The sequence below is a fragment of the Pseudarthrobacter oxydans genome (genome assembly GCF_034258515.1).
Taxonomy (GTDB): Bacteria; Actinomycetota; Actinomycetes; order Actinomycetales; family Micrococcaceae; genus Arthrobacter.
This window is the reverse complement of record NZ_CP139438.1, coordinates 3,104,940-3,119,626: the sequence shown is the minus strand read 5'-3', so window position 1 is coordinate 3,119,626 and position 14,687 is coordinate 3,104,940. Positions and strand designations below refer to the sequence as shown.

The following is a 14,687-nucleotide window of genomic DNA, read 5'->3' as shown; positions in this document are numbered from 1 at the left end:
GGCCCCTACCGGATGTCCGCGGCAGGGCGTAGTGTGCGGACATGGACGCGATCCCAGCCCGCCCCTTCGACCCCCTGGAAGCTGTCCGCCCGCCCTCCACTCCCGGATTCGACGTGCTGCTGGCCGGAACAGTTTTCCAGGACATCATTTTCACAGGCCTTCCGCACGCGCCGGAGCCCGGCACCGAAATCTGGAGCGACGGCATGGGCAGCTGCCCCGGCGGGGTTGCCAACCAGGCCATCGCCGCGGCACGGCTGGGACTGAAGACAGGACTGGCCGCCGCGTTCGGCGACGACGGCTACGGGGACTTCAACTGGAAGATTCTCTCCGGCCAGGAGCACGTGGACCTCTCGCTGTCGCAGAAAGTGCCCGGCTGGCACTCACCCGTCACCGTCTCCCTCTGCGTGGAGAAGGACCGGTCGATGGTGACCCACGGCCACGCCGCGCCCATCACCTCCTCCGAGCTGATCGGGGACCCCCCTCCTGCGCTCGCAGGCATCGCGGAAGTGGGCAGGGAGATCGAGCCGTGGGCCAAGGCAGCTCACCACGCGGGGGTCAAGCTGTTCGGCGACGTCGGCTGGGACCCGAGCGGAGAATGGGCGCCCGCCCGGCTGGACAACCTGCAGTACTTCCATGCCTTCCTGCCCAACCAGCGCGAGGCCATGGCCTTCACCGGGAAGGACGATCCCTGGACAGCCCTCTATGCGCTGGCGGACCGGGTCCCGGTGGCCGTGGTGACGCTCGGTGCCCAGGGTGCCATGGCCGTGGACTCCGAAACGGGGGAGGAGGAATGGGTGCCGTCGCTTCCGGTCAAGGCCTACGATCCGACCGGCGCGGGGGACTGCTTCGACGCCGCGTTCATCGTTGGCAGCCTCGCTGGCTGGCCGCTGGGCAACAGGCTGCGTTTTGCCAACCTCTGCGCCTCGCTGGCGGTGCAGGAGGTGGGCGGATCGCTGGCCGCCCCCGGCTGGGGAGATATCGCCGACTGGTGGAAGCGCGCCAACGCCCGTCCCGAGCGCCAGACAAGCCAATGGCTGCGGCGCTTCGGCTTCCTCGCCGACATCATCCAGGACGTCCCGCTCGCCGCCCAGCGCCGGGCTTCGGCAACCATCGCCCACCTCTCGGACGCCTGACGGATTATTCGGCCTGAAGCGCCAGCACTAGAATCACTAGGGTGACTTACCCCGCAACAACCGGAGAATTCAGCGCTGCCCCGGGGCCCGGCCCCCGCTATGAACGGTCGGCCGTGATCGACCTCGACGCGATCCGGCACAACGTCCGGCGCCTGGCCGCCGCCGCCTCCCCTGCGAAAGTCATGGCCGTGGTCAAGGCTGATGCGTACGGGCACGGTGCGGTCCCGGTGGCGCGGGCAGCCCTGGAGGCAGGCGCCGCCTGGTTGGGCGTGGCCCACATTTCCGAGGCCCTGGCGCTGCGCGCTGCCGGTATCGACGCGCCGCTGCTCGCCTGGCTGCACACCACGGAAAGCAACTTCGGTGCTGCCGTGGCGGCCGGCGTCGACATTGGCTGCTCGGGCTGGGAGCTGGAAAGCATCGTGGCCGCGGCCCGGGAGCAGGAGCGCCCCGCCCGCATCCACCTGAAAGTGGACACCGGACTGGGACGGAACGGAGCCGCCCTGGACACCTGGGACCAGCTGGTGGGCGAGGCCATGGAGTACCAGGACCAGGGCCTGCTGCGCGTAGTGGGAATCTTCTCCCACCTTGCGGTTGCCGATGAGCCCGAGCGCCCCGAAACAGACCAGCAGCTGGCCACATTCCGGGAGGTCCTTGCCGTTGCCGAGGACGCCGGGGTGGACCCGGAGGTCCGGCACCTTGCCAATACCCCTGCCACGCTCTCCCGGCCCGACACCCACTTTGACCTGGTCCGGGTAGGCCTTGGCATCTACGGCCTCTCGCCGTTCAGCGGGCAGAGCTCAGCCGAGCTGGGGCTGCGTCCGGCCATGACCCTGCGGACCCTGGTGTCACAGTGCAAGGACGTGCCGGACGGGCAGGGCGTCTCCTACGGCCTCCGCTACCACACCAGCGGCCCCAGCACGCTGGGCCTGATCCCGATGGGTTATGCCGACGGCGTCCCGCGCGTCGCTACCGGCGGCCCTGTCCGGGTGGCAGGCACGACCTATCCCGTGGTGGGCCGGATTGCGATGGACCAGATGGTCATTGACATGGGCGACGCCGGCCCCGCCAGCGCGGACCTGCTGGGCGCGGAGGCGGAACTGTTCGGCGACGGCGCGGACGGCGGCCCCACCGCCGATGACTGGGCGCGGGCGGCCGGCACCATCAACTATGAGATCGTCACCAGGATCAGCCCCAGGGTGCCGCGCTGCTTCGTCAACGAAGAGGACCCGGGCTCCGTGTCCAGCCAGGAGAAGCTCCCGTGAGCACCAATGGCGAGGCTGCCCTGCCCAACTGGGAACAGACTTTCACCGCGACGACGGCGGAGCAGACCCATGCGCTCGCCGTCCGCCTTGCTGCGGTCCTGGAGGCCGGGGACCTGCTGGTGCTGAGCGGCGAGCTGGGTGCCGGGAAGACCACCTTCACCCAGGGGCTGGGAGAGGGGCTGGGCGTCCGCGAGGGCATCATTTCCCCAACGTTCGTCCTGGTCCGCATCCACCCCAACCTGCCGGCGGGACCACGGCCCGGCGGCCCGGACCTGGTCCATGTGGATGCCTACCGGCTGGGATCAGCAGCCGAGATTGACGACATCGACCTTGAAAACACCATGGACTCCTCCGTCACGGTGGTGGAGTGGGGCAAGGAGCGGGTGGAACACCTCAGCGAAAGCAGGCTGGAGATCGACCTGCACCGGGCCATCGGGCTCGGCACTGGCCTGCCCTCGGCCGGCCTGGACTTCGACACGGAAGACGCGGACGAGCCCCGCACCATCGTCATGCGCGGGTACGGTCCCCGCTGGCCTGAAGCCCCGGCGCTCGGCGCCGCGAAGGAAGGCGTCCGCTGATGCTGATCCTCGCCATTGACACCTCCGCCGTAGCCAGCGCCGCCCTGGTTTCAGACCATGTGCCGGAAGGAGTGCTCGCCAGCTTCTCCACAGAGGACACCCGCAGCCACGCCGAGGTCCTTGCCCCCGGGATCGCAGGGATGCTCGCCGACGCCGGCGTTACCGGAAACGACATCGACGCCCTGGTTGTGGGGGTGGGTCCCGGGCCTTTCACCGGGCTGCGGTCCGGAATCGCCACCGCGAGGACCCTGGCCTTTGTCTGGGGCAAGCCCCTCCACGGGCTGATGAGCCTGGATGCCGTGGCCCTGGAAGTGGCGGAATCCTCGGCGGCGGTGAGCGAGTTCCTCGTGGCAACCGACGCGCGCCGCAAAGAGGTCTACTGGGCTCGCTACAGCCTCACGGAAGGCCAGCTTCCAGTCCTGGAAGACGGCCCGCATGTCAGCTTCGCCGCCGACCTGCCCGACCTGCCCGCTTTCGGTGCCGGAGCCGGCCTGTACGCGGACGTACTGAAAGTCCACCCCGACTTCGCGGAGGAACAGCCGGACGCCCTGTACCTGGGGCAGTTCGCGCTGGCCAGGCTGGCGGCCGGCAACGGACTTCCCGACTCCACGCCGCTGTACCTTCGGGAATCCGACGCCCAAGTCCCCGGACCAAGGAAGAGGGCCCTGTGAACGCCACGCCCGGCTCCCGCAGCCAGGACGTCACCGTCCGCGACATGACCCTGGACGACATCCCCGCCGTCAGTGCCCTGGAACAGCGGCTCTTCCCGGTCGATGCCTGGCCCCTGCAGATGTTCCTCGACGAACTGTCCCAGCCGGAAACCCGCCGCTACCTGGTGGCGCAAGGCAGCGACGGCATCGTGGGCTACGCCGGCCTGATGTGCATTGAGCCCATCGCGGACGTCCAGACCATCGCCGTCGTCCCTGAGTATGAGGGCCGGGGCATCGGCACCGCGCTGCTCACCAGCCTCATCGACGAAGCCCGGCGCAGGCGGGCGGCGGACGTCCTGCTGGAGGTCCGGGCGGACAACCCGCGGGCCCAGCAGCTGTATGTCCGCTTCGGCTTCGAACAGATCCACGTCCGCCCCCGGTATTACCGCGACGGCACCGACGCCCTCATCATGCGCCTCCAGCTCACCGGAACCCCGGGAACAGGCACTGAAGACGCGAATCCCACGGAAGGACGCCGGCCATGAACCGCTCGCAGCCACTGGTGCTGGGCATCGAATCGTCCTGCGACGAGACCGGCGTCGGCGTGGTCCGCGGCACAACGCTGCTCACCAACACCGTGTCCTCCTCCATGGACGAGCACGTCCGGTTTGGCGGTGTCATTCCCGAGATCGCCTCCCGGGCCCACCTGGATGCCTTCGTTCCCACCCTGGAACAGGCGCTTTCCGACGCCGGCGTGACCCTCGACGAGGTGGACGCCATCGCCGTCACGTCCGGTCCTGGCCTGGCCGGAGCCCTCATGGTGGGGGTGTGCGCGGCCAAGGCGCTGTCGGTGGCAACCGGCAAGCCCCTGTACGCCATCAACCACCTGGTGGCCCACGTGGGTGTGGGACTGCTGGACGGGGGCGCCCCGGCCGGAACGGCCCCTGGTACCCCGCAGCTGCCCGAGAACCTCGGCGCCCTGCTGGTCTCCGGCGGCCACACTGAAATCCTGAAAATCAACAGCATTACCGACGACGTGGTGCTCCTCGGCTCCACCATCGACGATGCCGCCGGCGAAGCCTACGACAAGGTGGCCCGCATCCTGGGCCTCGGCTATCCGGGCGGACCGGCCATCGACAAGGTGGCCCGCACCGGCAACCCGAAGTCCATCCGGTTTCCCCGCGGCCTCAGCCAGCCCAAGTACATGGGCACGGCCGAGGAGCCCGGCCCGCACCGCTATGACTGGTCCTTCAGCGGCCTCAAGACGGCGGTGGCCCGCTGCGTGGAGCAGTTCGAGGCGCGCGGCGAGGAGATTCCGGTGGCTGACATTGCGGCCGCCTTCCAGGAGGCCGTGGTGGACATCATCTCTTCCAAGGCCGTCCTGGCCTGCCGTGAACACGGCATCAAGGACGTGCTCGTGGGCGGCGGCGTAGCGGCCAACTCAAGGCTGCGCGAGCTCACGGGCCAGCGCTGCGCCTCCGCCGGGATCAGGCTGCACGTGCCGCCGCTGGACCTCTGCACGGACAACGGCGCCATGGTGGCGGCACTGGGCGCGCAGCTGGTGATGGCGGGCGTGGAACCCAGCGGCCTCCGCTTCGCCCCGGACTCGTCCATGCCGGTCACCTCGGTGTCCCTCCCGGCGTAAACCGCGGGAAGGGGCCTAAGCGGTGGGGCCGTTGCGCATCTGGTTGACCAGGTCCAGGACCACGGCCCGGAGGTCTCCGCCGTGTTCGGCGGCCACGCGGCGCTGGCGCTGGTAGCCGGCACCGCGGCGGATGATCTTTTCGACGTCGGCCAGCTCGTCCGGGCAGCCCAGCTTGGCGGCCACGGGCTCAAGCCGGTTCAGGGTCTCCAGCAGGTGCTCGGTGACCAGCTGCTCGTGGCCCGCGGCGTCCAGGATGATAATGGCGTCCATGCCGTAGCGGGCTGCGCGCCACTTGTTTTCCTGGATGTGCCAGGGCGGCATGGTGGGGATGGTGCCGCCGTTGTCCAGGATCGTGGAGAACTCGTCCACCAGGCACTGGGTGAGGGCCGCGATGGCGCCCACTTCCTCCAGCGTGGCCAGGCCGTCGCAGATGCGCATCTCAATGGTGCCCAGGTTGGGCACCGGCCGGATGTCCCAGCGGATCTCCGAGAGGGTGTCGATCACGCCGGTGGTGAACATGTCCTGCACGTAGGACTCGTACTCCTCCCAGGACTTGAACTGGAAGGGCAGGCCGGCGGTGGGGAGCTGCTGGAACATCAGCGCCCGCTGTGAAGCGTAGCCGGTGTCCTCGCCGCCCCAGAACGGGCTTGATGCGGAGAGCGCCTGGAAATGCGGGAAGTAGTTGACCAGGCCGTCCAGCACGGGCAGCGCCTTGTCGCGGCGGTCCAGGCCGACGTGGACGTGCACGCCGTAGATGACCATCTGCCGGCCCCACCACTGGGTGCGGTCGATCAGCTTGGCATAACGGGCCTTGTCCGTCACCGGCTGCAGCTGCGGCGGGCTGAACGGGTGGCTTCCGGCACAAAAGAGTTCCACGCCCATGGGATCGGTGATTTCGCGGACGGCGGCCAGGGAACGGCTGAGGTCCTCCTTGGCTTCAGCGGCGGTCTCGCAGATGCCGGTCACCAGTTCAACCGTGTTCAGGAGCAGTTCCTGCTTGATGTGGGGATGCTCGTCGTCATCATTGAGTTCCGGGTGTCGTGAAGAAACGCCGCGAAGCACCTCATTGGCTACGGACGCGAGTTCGCCTGTCCTGCCGTCCACCAGCGCGAGTTCCCACTCAACTCCCAGCGTTGACTGCCTTGAGGGGGCGAAATCGATCTTCACGCATTTCCTAACTGTCCTGTTTGCCGCTGGCTCACGCCGTCACTGACAGGCTGTTGCCGGCAGGCGAACGGATGGTTCAAGTCTAGTGCAGGGGTAGCATCGTATTGATGGCCTTGTTCCAACACCTGCGTGAGAGTCCTAACAAAACCTTCCCCCTCCTGGCGGCAGCCTCCGCCGCAGTAGCCCTGGCGTCCTGTACGGCCGCACCCGGCCCCGTCCCGTCGTCGGCCCCTTCTGCGCCAGCCCCGCCCGCCGCATCGCCGAGTACGACGACGGCGCCCGCCACCTCCTCCCCGCCACCTGATCCGGGTGCCCGGCCACTGGGCTGGGGGCCCCGGCAGCGCGACCAGGACAAGGCCGCCGCGGCGGTGGCGGCGATGACCACCGAGGAGAAAGCCGGGCAGGTCCTCCTTCCGTCCTTCAAGGGCAAGGAGGTGGAGGCCCACGCTGCCGCCATCGAGCGCCTGCACCTTGCCGGGTCCATCATCATGGGCGACAACGTTCCGCTCGACCCCCAGGGCAGGCTGGACGTGTCCGGCATGGCCGCCGTCAACCAGCGGCTGGCCCAGGCTGCAGCCGCCGGCGGCCGGCCCTGGCCCGGGATCATCGCGGTGGACCAGGAAGGCGGCCAGGTTGCCAGGCTGGGGCCACCCCTGACGGAATGGCCCACGCCCATGAGCTACGGGGCCGCCGGGAGCGTGCCACTGGCCAAGGAGGCCGGGCAAGGTCTGGCTGCGGAGCTGGTGCCGCTGGGGTTCAACGTGGACTTCGCTCCCGATACGGACGTCACCATCGGCCCGAAGGATCCCACCATCGGTGCCCGGTCCATGTCCTCGGACCCGGGCGCTGCCGCTTCGCTCGGCGTGGCATTCTCCCAGGGGATGCTCGCGGCGGGCGTCCTGCCTGCGGTCAAGCACTTCCCGGGACACGGTTCGGTGGCCGTTGATTCCCATGTCAGCCTCCCCGTGCAGCCCGCGGCCGTTGCGGACCTCGGCGGCCGCGACTGGAAACCGTTCGGGGCCGCCATCGCCGCCGGTTCGCCCATGGTGATGACAGGGCACATCGCCGTCCCGGCGCTGCAACCCGGCGTGCCGGCGTCGCTCTCCGGACCCACGTATGCCGCACTGCGGGGCCTGGGCTTCAACGGGGTGGCGGTGACGGACGCCCTGAACATGGGCGCCGTGGCCAAGCAGTACCCCGGCGGAACCGCCGCCGTGATGGCCCTTGCCGCCGGAGCTGACCTCCTGCTGATGCCGGCCGACGTGGGGCAGGCGCATGCGGCCATCGTCCAGGCCGTCGCCTCCGGCGCCCTGCCGGCTGAGCGCCTGGACGAGGCCGCCCGGCGGGTGGCAACGATGATGGCGTGGCACGGCAGGACCGCTGCGGCGAACGGTGCGCCGGCGGGAAGCGGGGGAGCCCTCTCAGCCCGGGTTTCCGCCTCCGCCGTCACCGTGCTCTCCGGACCGTGCAGCGGACCCCTGGTGCCCGGAGCGGTGCGGGTGGCCGGCGGCGGGCCGGGGGACAGGGCCCGGTTTGAGGCCGCTGCCGCCCGGGCCGGACTGTCCGTGGGCTCCGGGCCGCTGGTGAGCCTCATCGGCTACGGCGGGCGCGGGGTGGAAGGGGACATCGCCGTCGCGCTCGATGCGCCCTGGCCGCTGCAGGACTCGCCCGCTCCGGTGAAGATAGCCCTCTATGGCCGCACCGACGGTGCCTTCGACGCCCTGGCCGCCGTCCTGGCAGGGAAGGCGCCCGCCCCCGGGAAGCTGCCCGCCGCCGTCGGAAGCTTCCCGGCCGGCACCGGCTGCCCCTAACCCAACTAGGTAGCGCTAAGTGTCGTTTTGGGGGCTCAAAACGACACTTAGCGCTACCTAGTTGGGTGGGAGCGGGTTAAATGGTGGGGTGCCCATTCTGAATAAAGACATGACCCTCTGCATCTCGCTCTCGGCCCGGCCCAGCAACAACGGGACCCGGTTCCACAACCACCTGTATGAGCAGCTGGACCTCAACTGGATCTACAAGGCCTTCGCCCCCACCAACCTTGAACAGGCCATCGCCGGGGTCCGGGGGCTGGGCATCCGCGGTTGCGCCATCTCCATGCCGTACAAGGAGGACGTCATCGCCCTCGTCGACGAGATGGACCCCTCGGCCAAGGCCATTGATTCAGTGAACACCATCGTGAACACGGACGGGCACCTCAAGGCCTACAACACCGACTACACGGCAATCGAACAGCTTCTGGCCGCCAACAAGGTGCCTACGGGCTATTCCGTCCTGGTCCAGGGCGCGGGCGGGATGGCCAAGGCCACTGTCGCCGCGCTTCGGGACGCCGGCTTTACCGACGTCACGGTCATTGCACGGAACGAAACCACGGGCCGGGCGCTCGCAGAACAGTACGGGTTCCAGTGGCGCGCCGAACTCGACGGCGGGACCGCCGACCTGATCATCAACGTGACGCCGATTGGCATGGCGGGCGGATCCGAGGCAGGTGCCCTGGCCTTCCCGCAGGAAGCCATCGACGCCGCCAAAGTGGTGTTCGACGTGGTTGCGCTGCCCGCCGAGACGCCGCTGGTCAAGGCTGCGCGGGCGGCGGGGAAACCCGTGATTACCGGTGCGGAAGTGGCAACCATCCAGGCCCTGGAGCAGTTCGTGCTGTACACCGGCATCCGGCCCACTGCCGGGCAGGTGCGCGCGGCGGAAGAGTTCATGCGCGCGCAGTAGCCGTTTCTTCGCGGGCAGTGCCCGGCACCGGCTCCACCACGATGGCCACCCGGTCCTCCCCGATACGGGTCAGGACCAGGGTGGCTGTTTTGGTCCCGGCCTTCTTGCCGGAGTTCTTTCCGGCTGCGCTCTTCCCCCCTGGCAGGAGCTGCCTGCGGAGCTCCTCGGGAGTGACGGCGGTGCCGCGCTTTTTGATGTCCAGCACCCCGATGCCCTCTGCCTTCACCCAGGCCTTGAGCGCCTTGACGTTGTAGGGCATCACGTCCAGGACCTTGTAGGCGCGCGCGAACGGTGTATCCACCAGCTCCGGTGCGCACACATAGGCGATGTGCTCATCCACCAGGTGTCCGCAAAGCTGCAGCGCGACGTCGGCCACCAGGCCGGCCCGGATCACCGCGCCGTCCGGTTCGTAGAGGTAGCCCTCCACCGGCCCCACCGGAGCGGCAGGACCGGCGCCGAAGTCTTCTCCGCTGGTAAGCTCCGCCGCGCCCCGGGCGCCGAGCACCAGAGCGGCCCGGCGGACTCCGGGCCGGCGCACTGCGTTGAACCACAGCGCAACCTCGGTGACGTCGCCCGCCACCGAAACCCACTGTGCCTCACAGCCGGCCGGAACGGACTCGTGCGGCATGCCCGGGCCCATCTTGACCCCGACGGCCAGGCCGGACGCGGCCAGGCCCTCAACGAAGGACAAGGGCGGCGAAAAGGCTTCAGGGTCCCAGATCCGCTTGGTGCCCGACGTCGAAGTGACCCGGCGCGCGGGATCCAGCCAGACGCCGTCGACCCCGTCCAGCGGCACCGCCGTGGCGTCTGCGTGGACCACGGTGGCGTTGGGGAACGGAATGAGGTTCACCGTGGCGCAGGCCGCCGTCGTCTCGTCCATCTCCACAGCGGTGACGTTGATGTCCATGGAAGCCAGCGCCAGCGAATCCGCGGCCAGGCCGCAGCCCAGGTCCGCCACGTGGCGGACTCCGGCCTCGGCGAACCTCTGGGCATGGCGGGCGGCGACGTTCAGCCGGGTTGCCTGTTCCAGCCCTGCCTGGGTGAACAGCATGCTGCGGGCGAACTCACCGAACTTCGCCGCGGCCTTGGTGCGGAGCCGGGACTGGGTCAGGACGGCGGAAACCAGTTCGGGGGAGTGGCCGGCCTTGCGGAGGGCCGAGTTCAGCTCGAAGGACTTCTCTTCCTGGTAGGGGCCCAGGGACGCCAGGAGCTCCCAGCCTTCAGGGGTGAGCAGCGGTGCAATCTGGTCCTGGGGAGCGTGAGCCATGGGTTCCAGCCTAGTGGAGGAGCGGGCCGCCGCTATGCCGATAGTGTTGAAGCCATGAACCAGAGTGCAGGTCCGCAGCAGCCCCGTCAGCACCAACCCGGGGACGGCGGCCCGGCGAGGTTCGCCCGGCCGGCACTGATCGCAGGTTCCGTGGTGGCGGTGGTGTGCCTGGCGCTCCTGGTGATCATCTTCTTCCTGGACACCTTCAACGCCACCGTCTATTCGGTGGGCGGCAACGACATCAAGGACGACACCCAGGAGGCCCGCGACATCCGGGGGCTGTACGACGGAGCCCGGGCCGGCAGCGTCGTCTTCCTTGCCGCGTCGCTGTTGACCGCCCTGGTCTCTGCCTTCCTCCTCTACCGGGGGCGGAACTCCGCAGGCGGGGCCGACGGCGGAGAGGACGTCGACTTCGACGACCTGGGCCGCTGAGGTGGCCTGCCGCCCGCGCTGGTGAGCAGGACCCCGGAAATGACCAGGACGCCGCCCAGGACCTGCGGGACCGTGATGGGCTGGCCCAGGGCCACCGTGATGATCGCGGTGAAGACGGCAATGAGGTTCAGGTAGTTGCCCGCATTGGCAGCGGTGGTGCGCTTGAGTGCAAGGTTCCAGAGCAGGTAGGAACCCAAGGAGGGGAACAGGGCAATGTAGGCCAGCGACCAGCCCTCCGAGGCGGTGGCCGGCAGCCCTGCCCCGGTGGCCACCGCAAAGGGAACCAGGACAATCGCCGCCATGGCCACCTGCACCGCGGTGGACGTAATCGCCGGGACGGAGAGCCTGCGGGCGATGATCGTATAGAAGCCCCAGACGGTGATGGCGGCCACGATCAGCAATTCGCCGGCATCGATCGAGAAAGTCAGCAGCCGCTGCAGGTTGCCTCCGGTGAGGACCAGCAGGACGCCTGCCAGGCCCAGGGCAACGCCCACCCAGCTCAGGGGACCCGGCCTGTCCCGAAGCAGGATGGCGGCCAGGACCATGATCAGGGCCGGGTTCGCAGCCGTTACCAGGGAGGCGTTCAGGGCTGAGGTGTGCCCCAGCGCACTGTAGAGCAGCAGGGTATAGGCGCTCATCCCAAGGCAGCTCAGGAGCAGGAGCATCGGCCAGCGGCGCAGGACAGCGCGCCAGTCCGGCCGGTCCACCGCCTGTGCCAGGGCCAGCAGCGGCACGGCAGCCAGGGCCCAGCGCCAGAAGGTCAGCTGGAGCGGCTGCATGGTTTCCATGGCGGCCTGGCCTACAACGAAGTTACCCGCCCAGAAGAGGGTGGCAAGGGTCAGGTACAGGGCTGCTCGCACCGGTCAAATGTACATGGATTGGTGTCCGCCCATGACGAAACGCTGGCACTCGCCTTGACCGAGTGCTAAGCCTTACATAGAGTCATCATTAGCACTCTCCCTAGGAGGGTGCTAACACATGAAGAGCTGCCAGCCTGGCTGCTGCCGGCACCGCGACGACGGTTTGCCAGCCAGGGCGGAAAGCTTTCCAGTCCACGAATTTGCTGACGAAGAAGGAGAGGTCCGAGTGTCGGTCTCTATTAAGCCTCTTGAGGATCGTATTGTTGTCCGCCCGCTCGAAGCCGAGCAGACCACGGCTTCCGGCCTGGTCATCCCGGACTCCGCACAGGAGAAGCCGCAGGAAGGCGAAGTTGTTGCAGTAGGCCCCGGCCGCTTTGAGGACGGCAACCGCGTTCCTGTCGACGTAGCCGTTGGCGACGTCGTTATCTACTCCAAGTACGGCGGAACCGAAGTCAAGACCGGCGGCACCGAGTACCTCGTGCTGTCCGCCCGCGACGTCCTGGCGATCGTCGTAAAGTAACTCTCCGGATCCCCGTGCCGCTGGTCATGCATTCTGCTGGTCGGCTGCGCGGGGTTCTGTCTTGAAAGGACAAAACCATGGCAAAGCAGCTTGCGTTTAACGACGCTGCCCGCCGGTCTCTTGAAGCCGGCATCGATAAGCTCGCCAACACCGTCAAGGTGACGCTCGGCCCCCGCGGCCGCAACGTCGTCCTGGACAAGAAGTGGGGCGCTCCCACCATCACGAACGACGGCGTCACCATCGCCCGCGAAGTGGAACTGGACGACCCCTACGAGAACCTTGGCGCGCAGCTGGCCAAGGAAGTCGCAACCAAGACCAACGATGTTGCCGGTGACGGCACCACCACGGCAACCGTCCTGGCGCAGGCCCTGGTCAAGGAAGGCCTGCGCAACGTGGCTGCAGGCGCAGCTCCCGGCCAGATCAAGCGGGGCATCGAGGTTGCCGTTGAGGCCGTCGCCGCCCGCCTGCTGGAGAACGCCCGCCCCGTTGAAGGCACCCAGGTGGCCAACGTTGCAGCCATCTCCGCCCAGAGCGACGAGATCGGCGAGCTCCTCGCCGAGGCATTCGGCAAGGTGGGCAAGGATGGTGTGATCACCATCGAGGAGTCCTCCACCACGCAGACCGAACTGGTCCTGACCGAGGGCATGCAGTTCGACAAGGGCTACCTGTCCCCGTACTTCGTCACGGACGCGGAACGCCAGGAAGCAGTCCTCGAGGACGCCCTCATCCTGATCAACCAGGGCAAGATCTCCAGCATCCAGGAATTCCTGCCGCTGCTGGAAAAGGCGCTGCAGGCTTCCAAGCCGCTGTTCATCATTGCCGAAGACGTTGAGGGCGAGGCACTGTCCACGCTGATCGTCAACCGCATCCGCGGCACCCTGAACGTCGTCGCCGTCAAGGCTCCCGGCTTCGGTGACCGCCGCAAGGCCATGCTGCAGGACATCGCCACCCTCACCGGTGCGCAGGTTGTGTCCCCGGAACTGGGCCTCAGCCTGGACACCGTCGGCCTTGAGGTGCTGGGCACCGCCCGCCGCATCACCGTCACCAAGGACAACACCACCATCGTTGACGGCGCAGGCTCGGCCGAAGACGTGGCAGCGCGCGTGGCCCAGCTCCGCGCCGAGCTGACCCGCACCGATTCCGACTGGGACCGTGAAAAGCTCCAGGAACGCCTGGCCAAGCTGGCCGGCGGCATCGGTGTCATCAAGGTTGGCGCAGCCACCGAGGTTGAGCTCAAGGAGAAGAAGCACCGCATCGAGGATGCTGTTTCCTCCACCCGAGCTGCCCTGGAAGAGGGCATCGTGGCCGGCGGTGGCTCGGCCCTGATCCACGCCTTGAAGGCACTGGATGAGGACCCGGCCGTCAAGGCACTCGAAGGCGACGCCGCCGCTGCCGTGGGCATTGTCCGCCGCGCGCTGGTCCAGCCGCTGCGCTGGATTGCCCAGAACGCCGGTTTCGACGGCTACGTCATCACCGCCAAGGTTGCCGAGCTCGAAACCAACAACGGCTTCAACGCCAAGTCGGGCGAGTACGAGGACCTGATCGCTGCCGGTGTCATCGACCCCGTCAAGGTCACCCGCGCGGCCCTCCGCAACGCGGCTTCCATCGCTGCCCTGGTTCTCACCACCGAGACCCTGGTTGTCGAGAAGCCTGCCGAGGAAGACGAGCACGCGGGACACAGCCACTAGCAAGTAGCTGCGCACGGGCAACCGTGTAACGCAAAAAACCGGTCCAGCCTCCGCTGGGCCGGTTTTTTGTTGCCCCGGGGCCGTCCGTTCAGGGCATCCGCTCTACGCTCCCGGCATGTCCTGCGTTTCCACGTCGCCGGTGCGCTCGTAGGCCAGCGACACCGCCCCCTTCGGGAAACTGCGTGCCGGCTCCGCGAGGCGGAAGGACGCAGGGATGGTCCCGGCGTCGAACAGGCGCTTGCCCTGCCCGAGGGTTATCGGATAGAGCCAGAGGTGGAGGCGGTCCAGTACGTTTGCCGCGAGCAGCGAACGGATGAGGACGCCGCTGCCGAACATGTGCACCTGGTCGTATTCCTCCCGCAGCCGGCCCGCGGCCGTGGCATCCGGCAGGACTTTTGTGCCCGCCCAGCCCGGAGAGGTGAGGGTGCCGGAGACAACGTACTTCGGCACCCGGTTGAGCGTGCCCCCGATATCACCGGACTGGCGGGGCCAGTACGAAGCGAAAATGTCGTAGGTTTTCCGGCCGAGAAGCAGGGCGTCGATCTGGCTGATCTCAGCCTCGATGGCCGCTTCAGCCTCGTCGTCGGACACGGGCGCCTGCCAGCCGCCGAAGGCGAAGCCGCCCGCAGTGTCCTCCTCGCGGCCGCCGGGCGCCTGGTAGACGCCGTCGAGGGTGATGAACAGGTTGGCGATAATGATCCCCACCAGCCCATTTTGGGACGGAGTTCCGGCCCTGTCCAGCATCCGCCGCCCGCGGCACAACAGCC

At 68.2% G+C, this 14,687-nt stretch carries 15 protein-coding genes; 11 read left to right on the top strand and 4 right to left on the bottom strand.

The window, feature by feature from the left end; translation table 11 throughout:
• Positions 1 to 41 precede the first annotated feature (41 nt).
• Genes SMD14_RS14135 through tsaD form a run of 6 tightly spaced genes read left to right on the top strand, consistent with a single transcriptional unit; the run spans position 42 to position 5,268 of the window.
• On the top strand, positions 42 to 1,133 hold the full coding sequence (locus SMD14_RS14135) for a carbohydrate kinase family protein (protein ID WP_157241644.1): 1,092 nt from the start codon (positions 42 to 44) through the stop codon (positions 1,131 to 1,133).
• Positions 1,134 to 1,174: 41 nt separating this feature from the next.
• Positions 1,175 to 2,395, top strand: coding sequence for an alanine racemase (gene alr, locus SMD14_RS14130; protein WP_321214038.1), 1,221 nt, complete (start codon positions 1,175 to 1,177; stop codon positions 2,393 to 2,395).
• Positions 2,392 to 2,973: a tRNA (adenosine(37)-N6)-threonylcarbamoyltransferase complex ATPase subunit type 1 TsaE gene (tsaE, locus tag SMD14_RS14125; protein WP_321214037.1), complete on the top strand. Its 582-nt coding sequence runs from the start codon at positions 2,392 to 2,394 to the stop codon at positions 2,971 to 2,973. The genes alr and tsaE overlap by 4 nt, the downstream gene beginning before the upstream one ends.
• Complete coding sequence (gene tsaB / locus SMD14_RS14120; RefSeq protein WP_157241645.1) at positions 2,973 to 3,644, top strand: tRNA (adenosine(37)-N6)-threonylcarbamoyltransferase complex dimerization subunit type 1 TsaB; 672 nt, start codon at positions 2,973 to 2,975, stop codon at positions 3,642 to 3,644. The genes tsaE and tsaB overlap by 1 nt, the downstream gene beginning before the upstream one ends.
• 44 nt (positions 3,645 to 3,688) lie before the next feature.
• Positions 3,689 to 4,168: a ribosomal protein S18-alanine N-acetyltransferase gene (gene rimI, locus SMD14_RS14115; protein WP_321216278.1), complete on the top strand. Its 480-nt coding sequence runs from the start codon at positions 3,689 to 3,691 to the stop codon at positions 4,166 to 4,168.
• Entirely contained in the window at positions 4,165 to 5,268 is a 1,104-nt protein-coding gene (gene tsaD, locus SMD14_RS14110) for a tRNA (adenosine(37)-N6)-threonylcarbamoyltransferase complex transferase subunit TsaD (RefSeq protein ID WP_321214036.1), read from the top strand. Before rimI ends, tsaD begins: the two co-directional genes overlap by 4 nt.
• A gap of 15 nt (positions 5,269 to 5,283) precedes the next feature.
• On the opposite strand, the gene SMD14_RS14105 is transcribed toward tsaD, so the two are convergent.
• On the bottom strand, positions 5,284 to 6,435 hold the full coding sequence (locus SMD14_RS14105; RefSeq protein ID WP_321214035.1) for a glutamate--cysteine ligase: 1,152 nt from the start codon (positions 6,433 to 6,435) through the stop codon (positions 5,284 to 5,286).
• A gap of 377 nt (positions 6,436 to 6,812) precedes the next feature.
• Here SMD14_RS14105 and SMD14_RS14100 point away from each other — a divergent pair, with 377 nt between their 5' ends.
• Positions 6,813 to 8,246, top strand: coding sequence for a glycoside hydrolase family 3 N-terminal domain-containing protein (locus SMD14_RS14100; RefSeq protein ID WP_321216277.1), 1,434 nt, complete (start codon positions 6,813 to 6,815; stop codon positions 8,244 to 8,246).
• Positions 8,247 to 8,355: 109 nt separating this feature from the next.
• Positions 8,356 to 9,153 carry a shikimate 5-dehydrogenase gene (locus tag SMD14_RS14095; RefSeq protein ID WP_157243042.1) on the top strand — a complete coding sequence of 266 codons (798 nt, stop codon included), beginning with the start codon at positions 8,356 to 8,358 and terminating at the stop codon, positions 9,151 to 9,153.
• Here SMD14_RS14095 and SMD14_RS14090 read toward each other — a convergent pair.
• Positions 9,137 to 10,420 carry a class I SAM-dependent methyltransferase gene (locus SMD14_RS14090; RefSeq protein WP_321214034.1) on the bottom strand — a complete coding sequence of 428 codons (1,284 nt, stop codon included), beginning with the start codon at positions 10,418 to 10,420 and terminating at the stop codon, positions 9,137 to 9,139. The genes SMD14_RS14095 and SMD14_RS14090 overlap by 17 nt on opposite strands.
• 54 nt (positions 10,421 to 10,474) lie before the next feature.
• On the opposite strand from SMD14_RS14090, the gene SMD14_RS14085 reads away from it, so the two are divergent.
• The gene (locus SMD14_RS14085; RefSeq protein ID WP_157241648.1) at positions 10,475 to 10,852 is read left to right on the top strand and encodes a hypothetical protein; all 378 of its coding nucleotides are present in this window, start codon (positions 10,475 to 10,477) and stop codon (positions 10,850 to 10,852) included.
• Here the strand turns inward: SMD14_RS14085 and SMD14_RS14080 are convergent.
• A complete protein-coding gene (locus tag SMD14_RS14080; RefSeq protein WP_321214033.1) occupies positions 10,780 to 11,712 on the bottom strand; it encodes a DMT family transporter in 933 nt (310 codons plus the stop codon). The genes SMD14_RS14085 and SMD14_RS14080 overlap by 73 nt on opposite strands.
• A 226-nt stretch (positions 11,713 to 11,938) precedes the next feature.
• Between SMD14_RS14080 and groES the strand changes: the two genes are divergently transcribed.
• Both groES and groL read left to right on the top strand, forming a co-directional pair.
• Positions 11,939 to 12,232 (top strand): co-chaperone GroES, encoded by a 294-nt coding sequence (groES, locus tag SMD14_RS14075; protein ID WP_003805290.1) that lies wholly within the window; start codon positions 11,939 to 11,941, stop codon positions 12,230 to 12,232.
• 77 nt (positions 12,233 to 12,309) lie between these two features.
• Positions 12,310 to 13,920 (top strand): chaperonin GroEL, encoded by a 1,611-nt coding sequence (groL, locus tag SMD14_RS14070; protein WP_157241649.1) that lies wholly within the window; start codon positions 12,310 to 12,312, stop codon positions 13,918 to 13,920.
• Positions 13,921 to 14,022: 102 nt separating this feature from the next.
• Here the strand turns inward: groL and SMD14_RS14065 are convergent, their stop codons facing one another.
• A complete protein-coding gene (locus SMD14_RS14065; RefSeq protein WP_321214032.1) occupies positions 14,023 to 14,625 on the bottom strand; it encodes a dihydrofolate reductase family protein in 603 nt (200 codons plus the stop codon).
• Positions 14,626 to 14,687: the final 62 nt, after the last annotated feature.

Coding starts and splice junctions, on each gene's coding strand:
- SMD14_RS14135 (WP_157241644.1), top strand. CDS start 42: ATGGACGCGATCCCAGCCCGCCCCTTCGACCCCCTGGAAGCTGTCCGC.
- tsaB (WP_157241645.1), top strand. CDS start 2,973: ATGCTGATCCTCGCCATTGACACCTCCGCCGTAGCCAGCGCCGCCCTG.
- rimI (WP_321216278.1), top strand. CDS start 3,689: ATGACCCTGGACGACATCCCCGCCGTCAGTGCCCTGGAACAGCGGCTC.
- tsaD (WP_321214036.1), top strand. CDS start 4,165: ATGAACCGCTCGCAGCCACTGGTGCTGGGCATCGAATCGTCCTGCGAC.
- SMD14_RS14100 (WP_321216277.1), top strand. CDS start 6,813: ATGACCACCGAGGAGAAAGCCGGGCAGGTCCTCCTTCCGTCCTTCAAG.
- SMD14_RS14095 (WP_157243042.1), top strand. CDS start 8,356: ATGACCCTCTGCATCTCGCTCTCGGCCCGGCCCAGCAACAACGGGACC.
- SMD14_RS14090 (WP_321214034.1), bottom strand. CDS start 10,420: ATGGCTCACGCTCCCCAGGACCAGATTGCACCGCTGCTCACCCCTGAA.
- SMD14_RS14085 (WP_157241648.1), top strand. CDS start 10,475: ATGAACCAGAGTGCAGGTCCGCAGCAGCCCCGTCAGCACCAACCCGGG.
- groL (WP_157241649.1), top strand. CDS start 12,310: ATGGCAAAGCAGCTTGCGTTTAACGACGCTGCCCGCCGGTCTCTTGAA.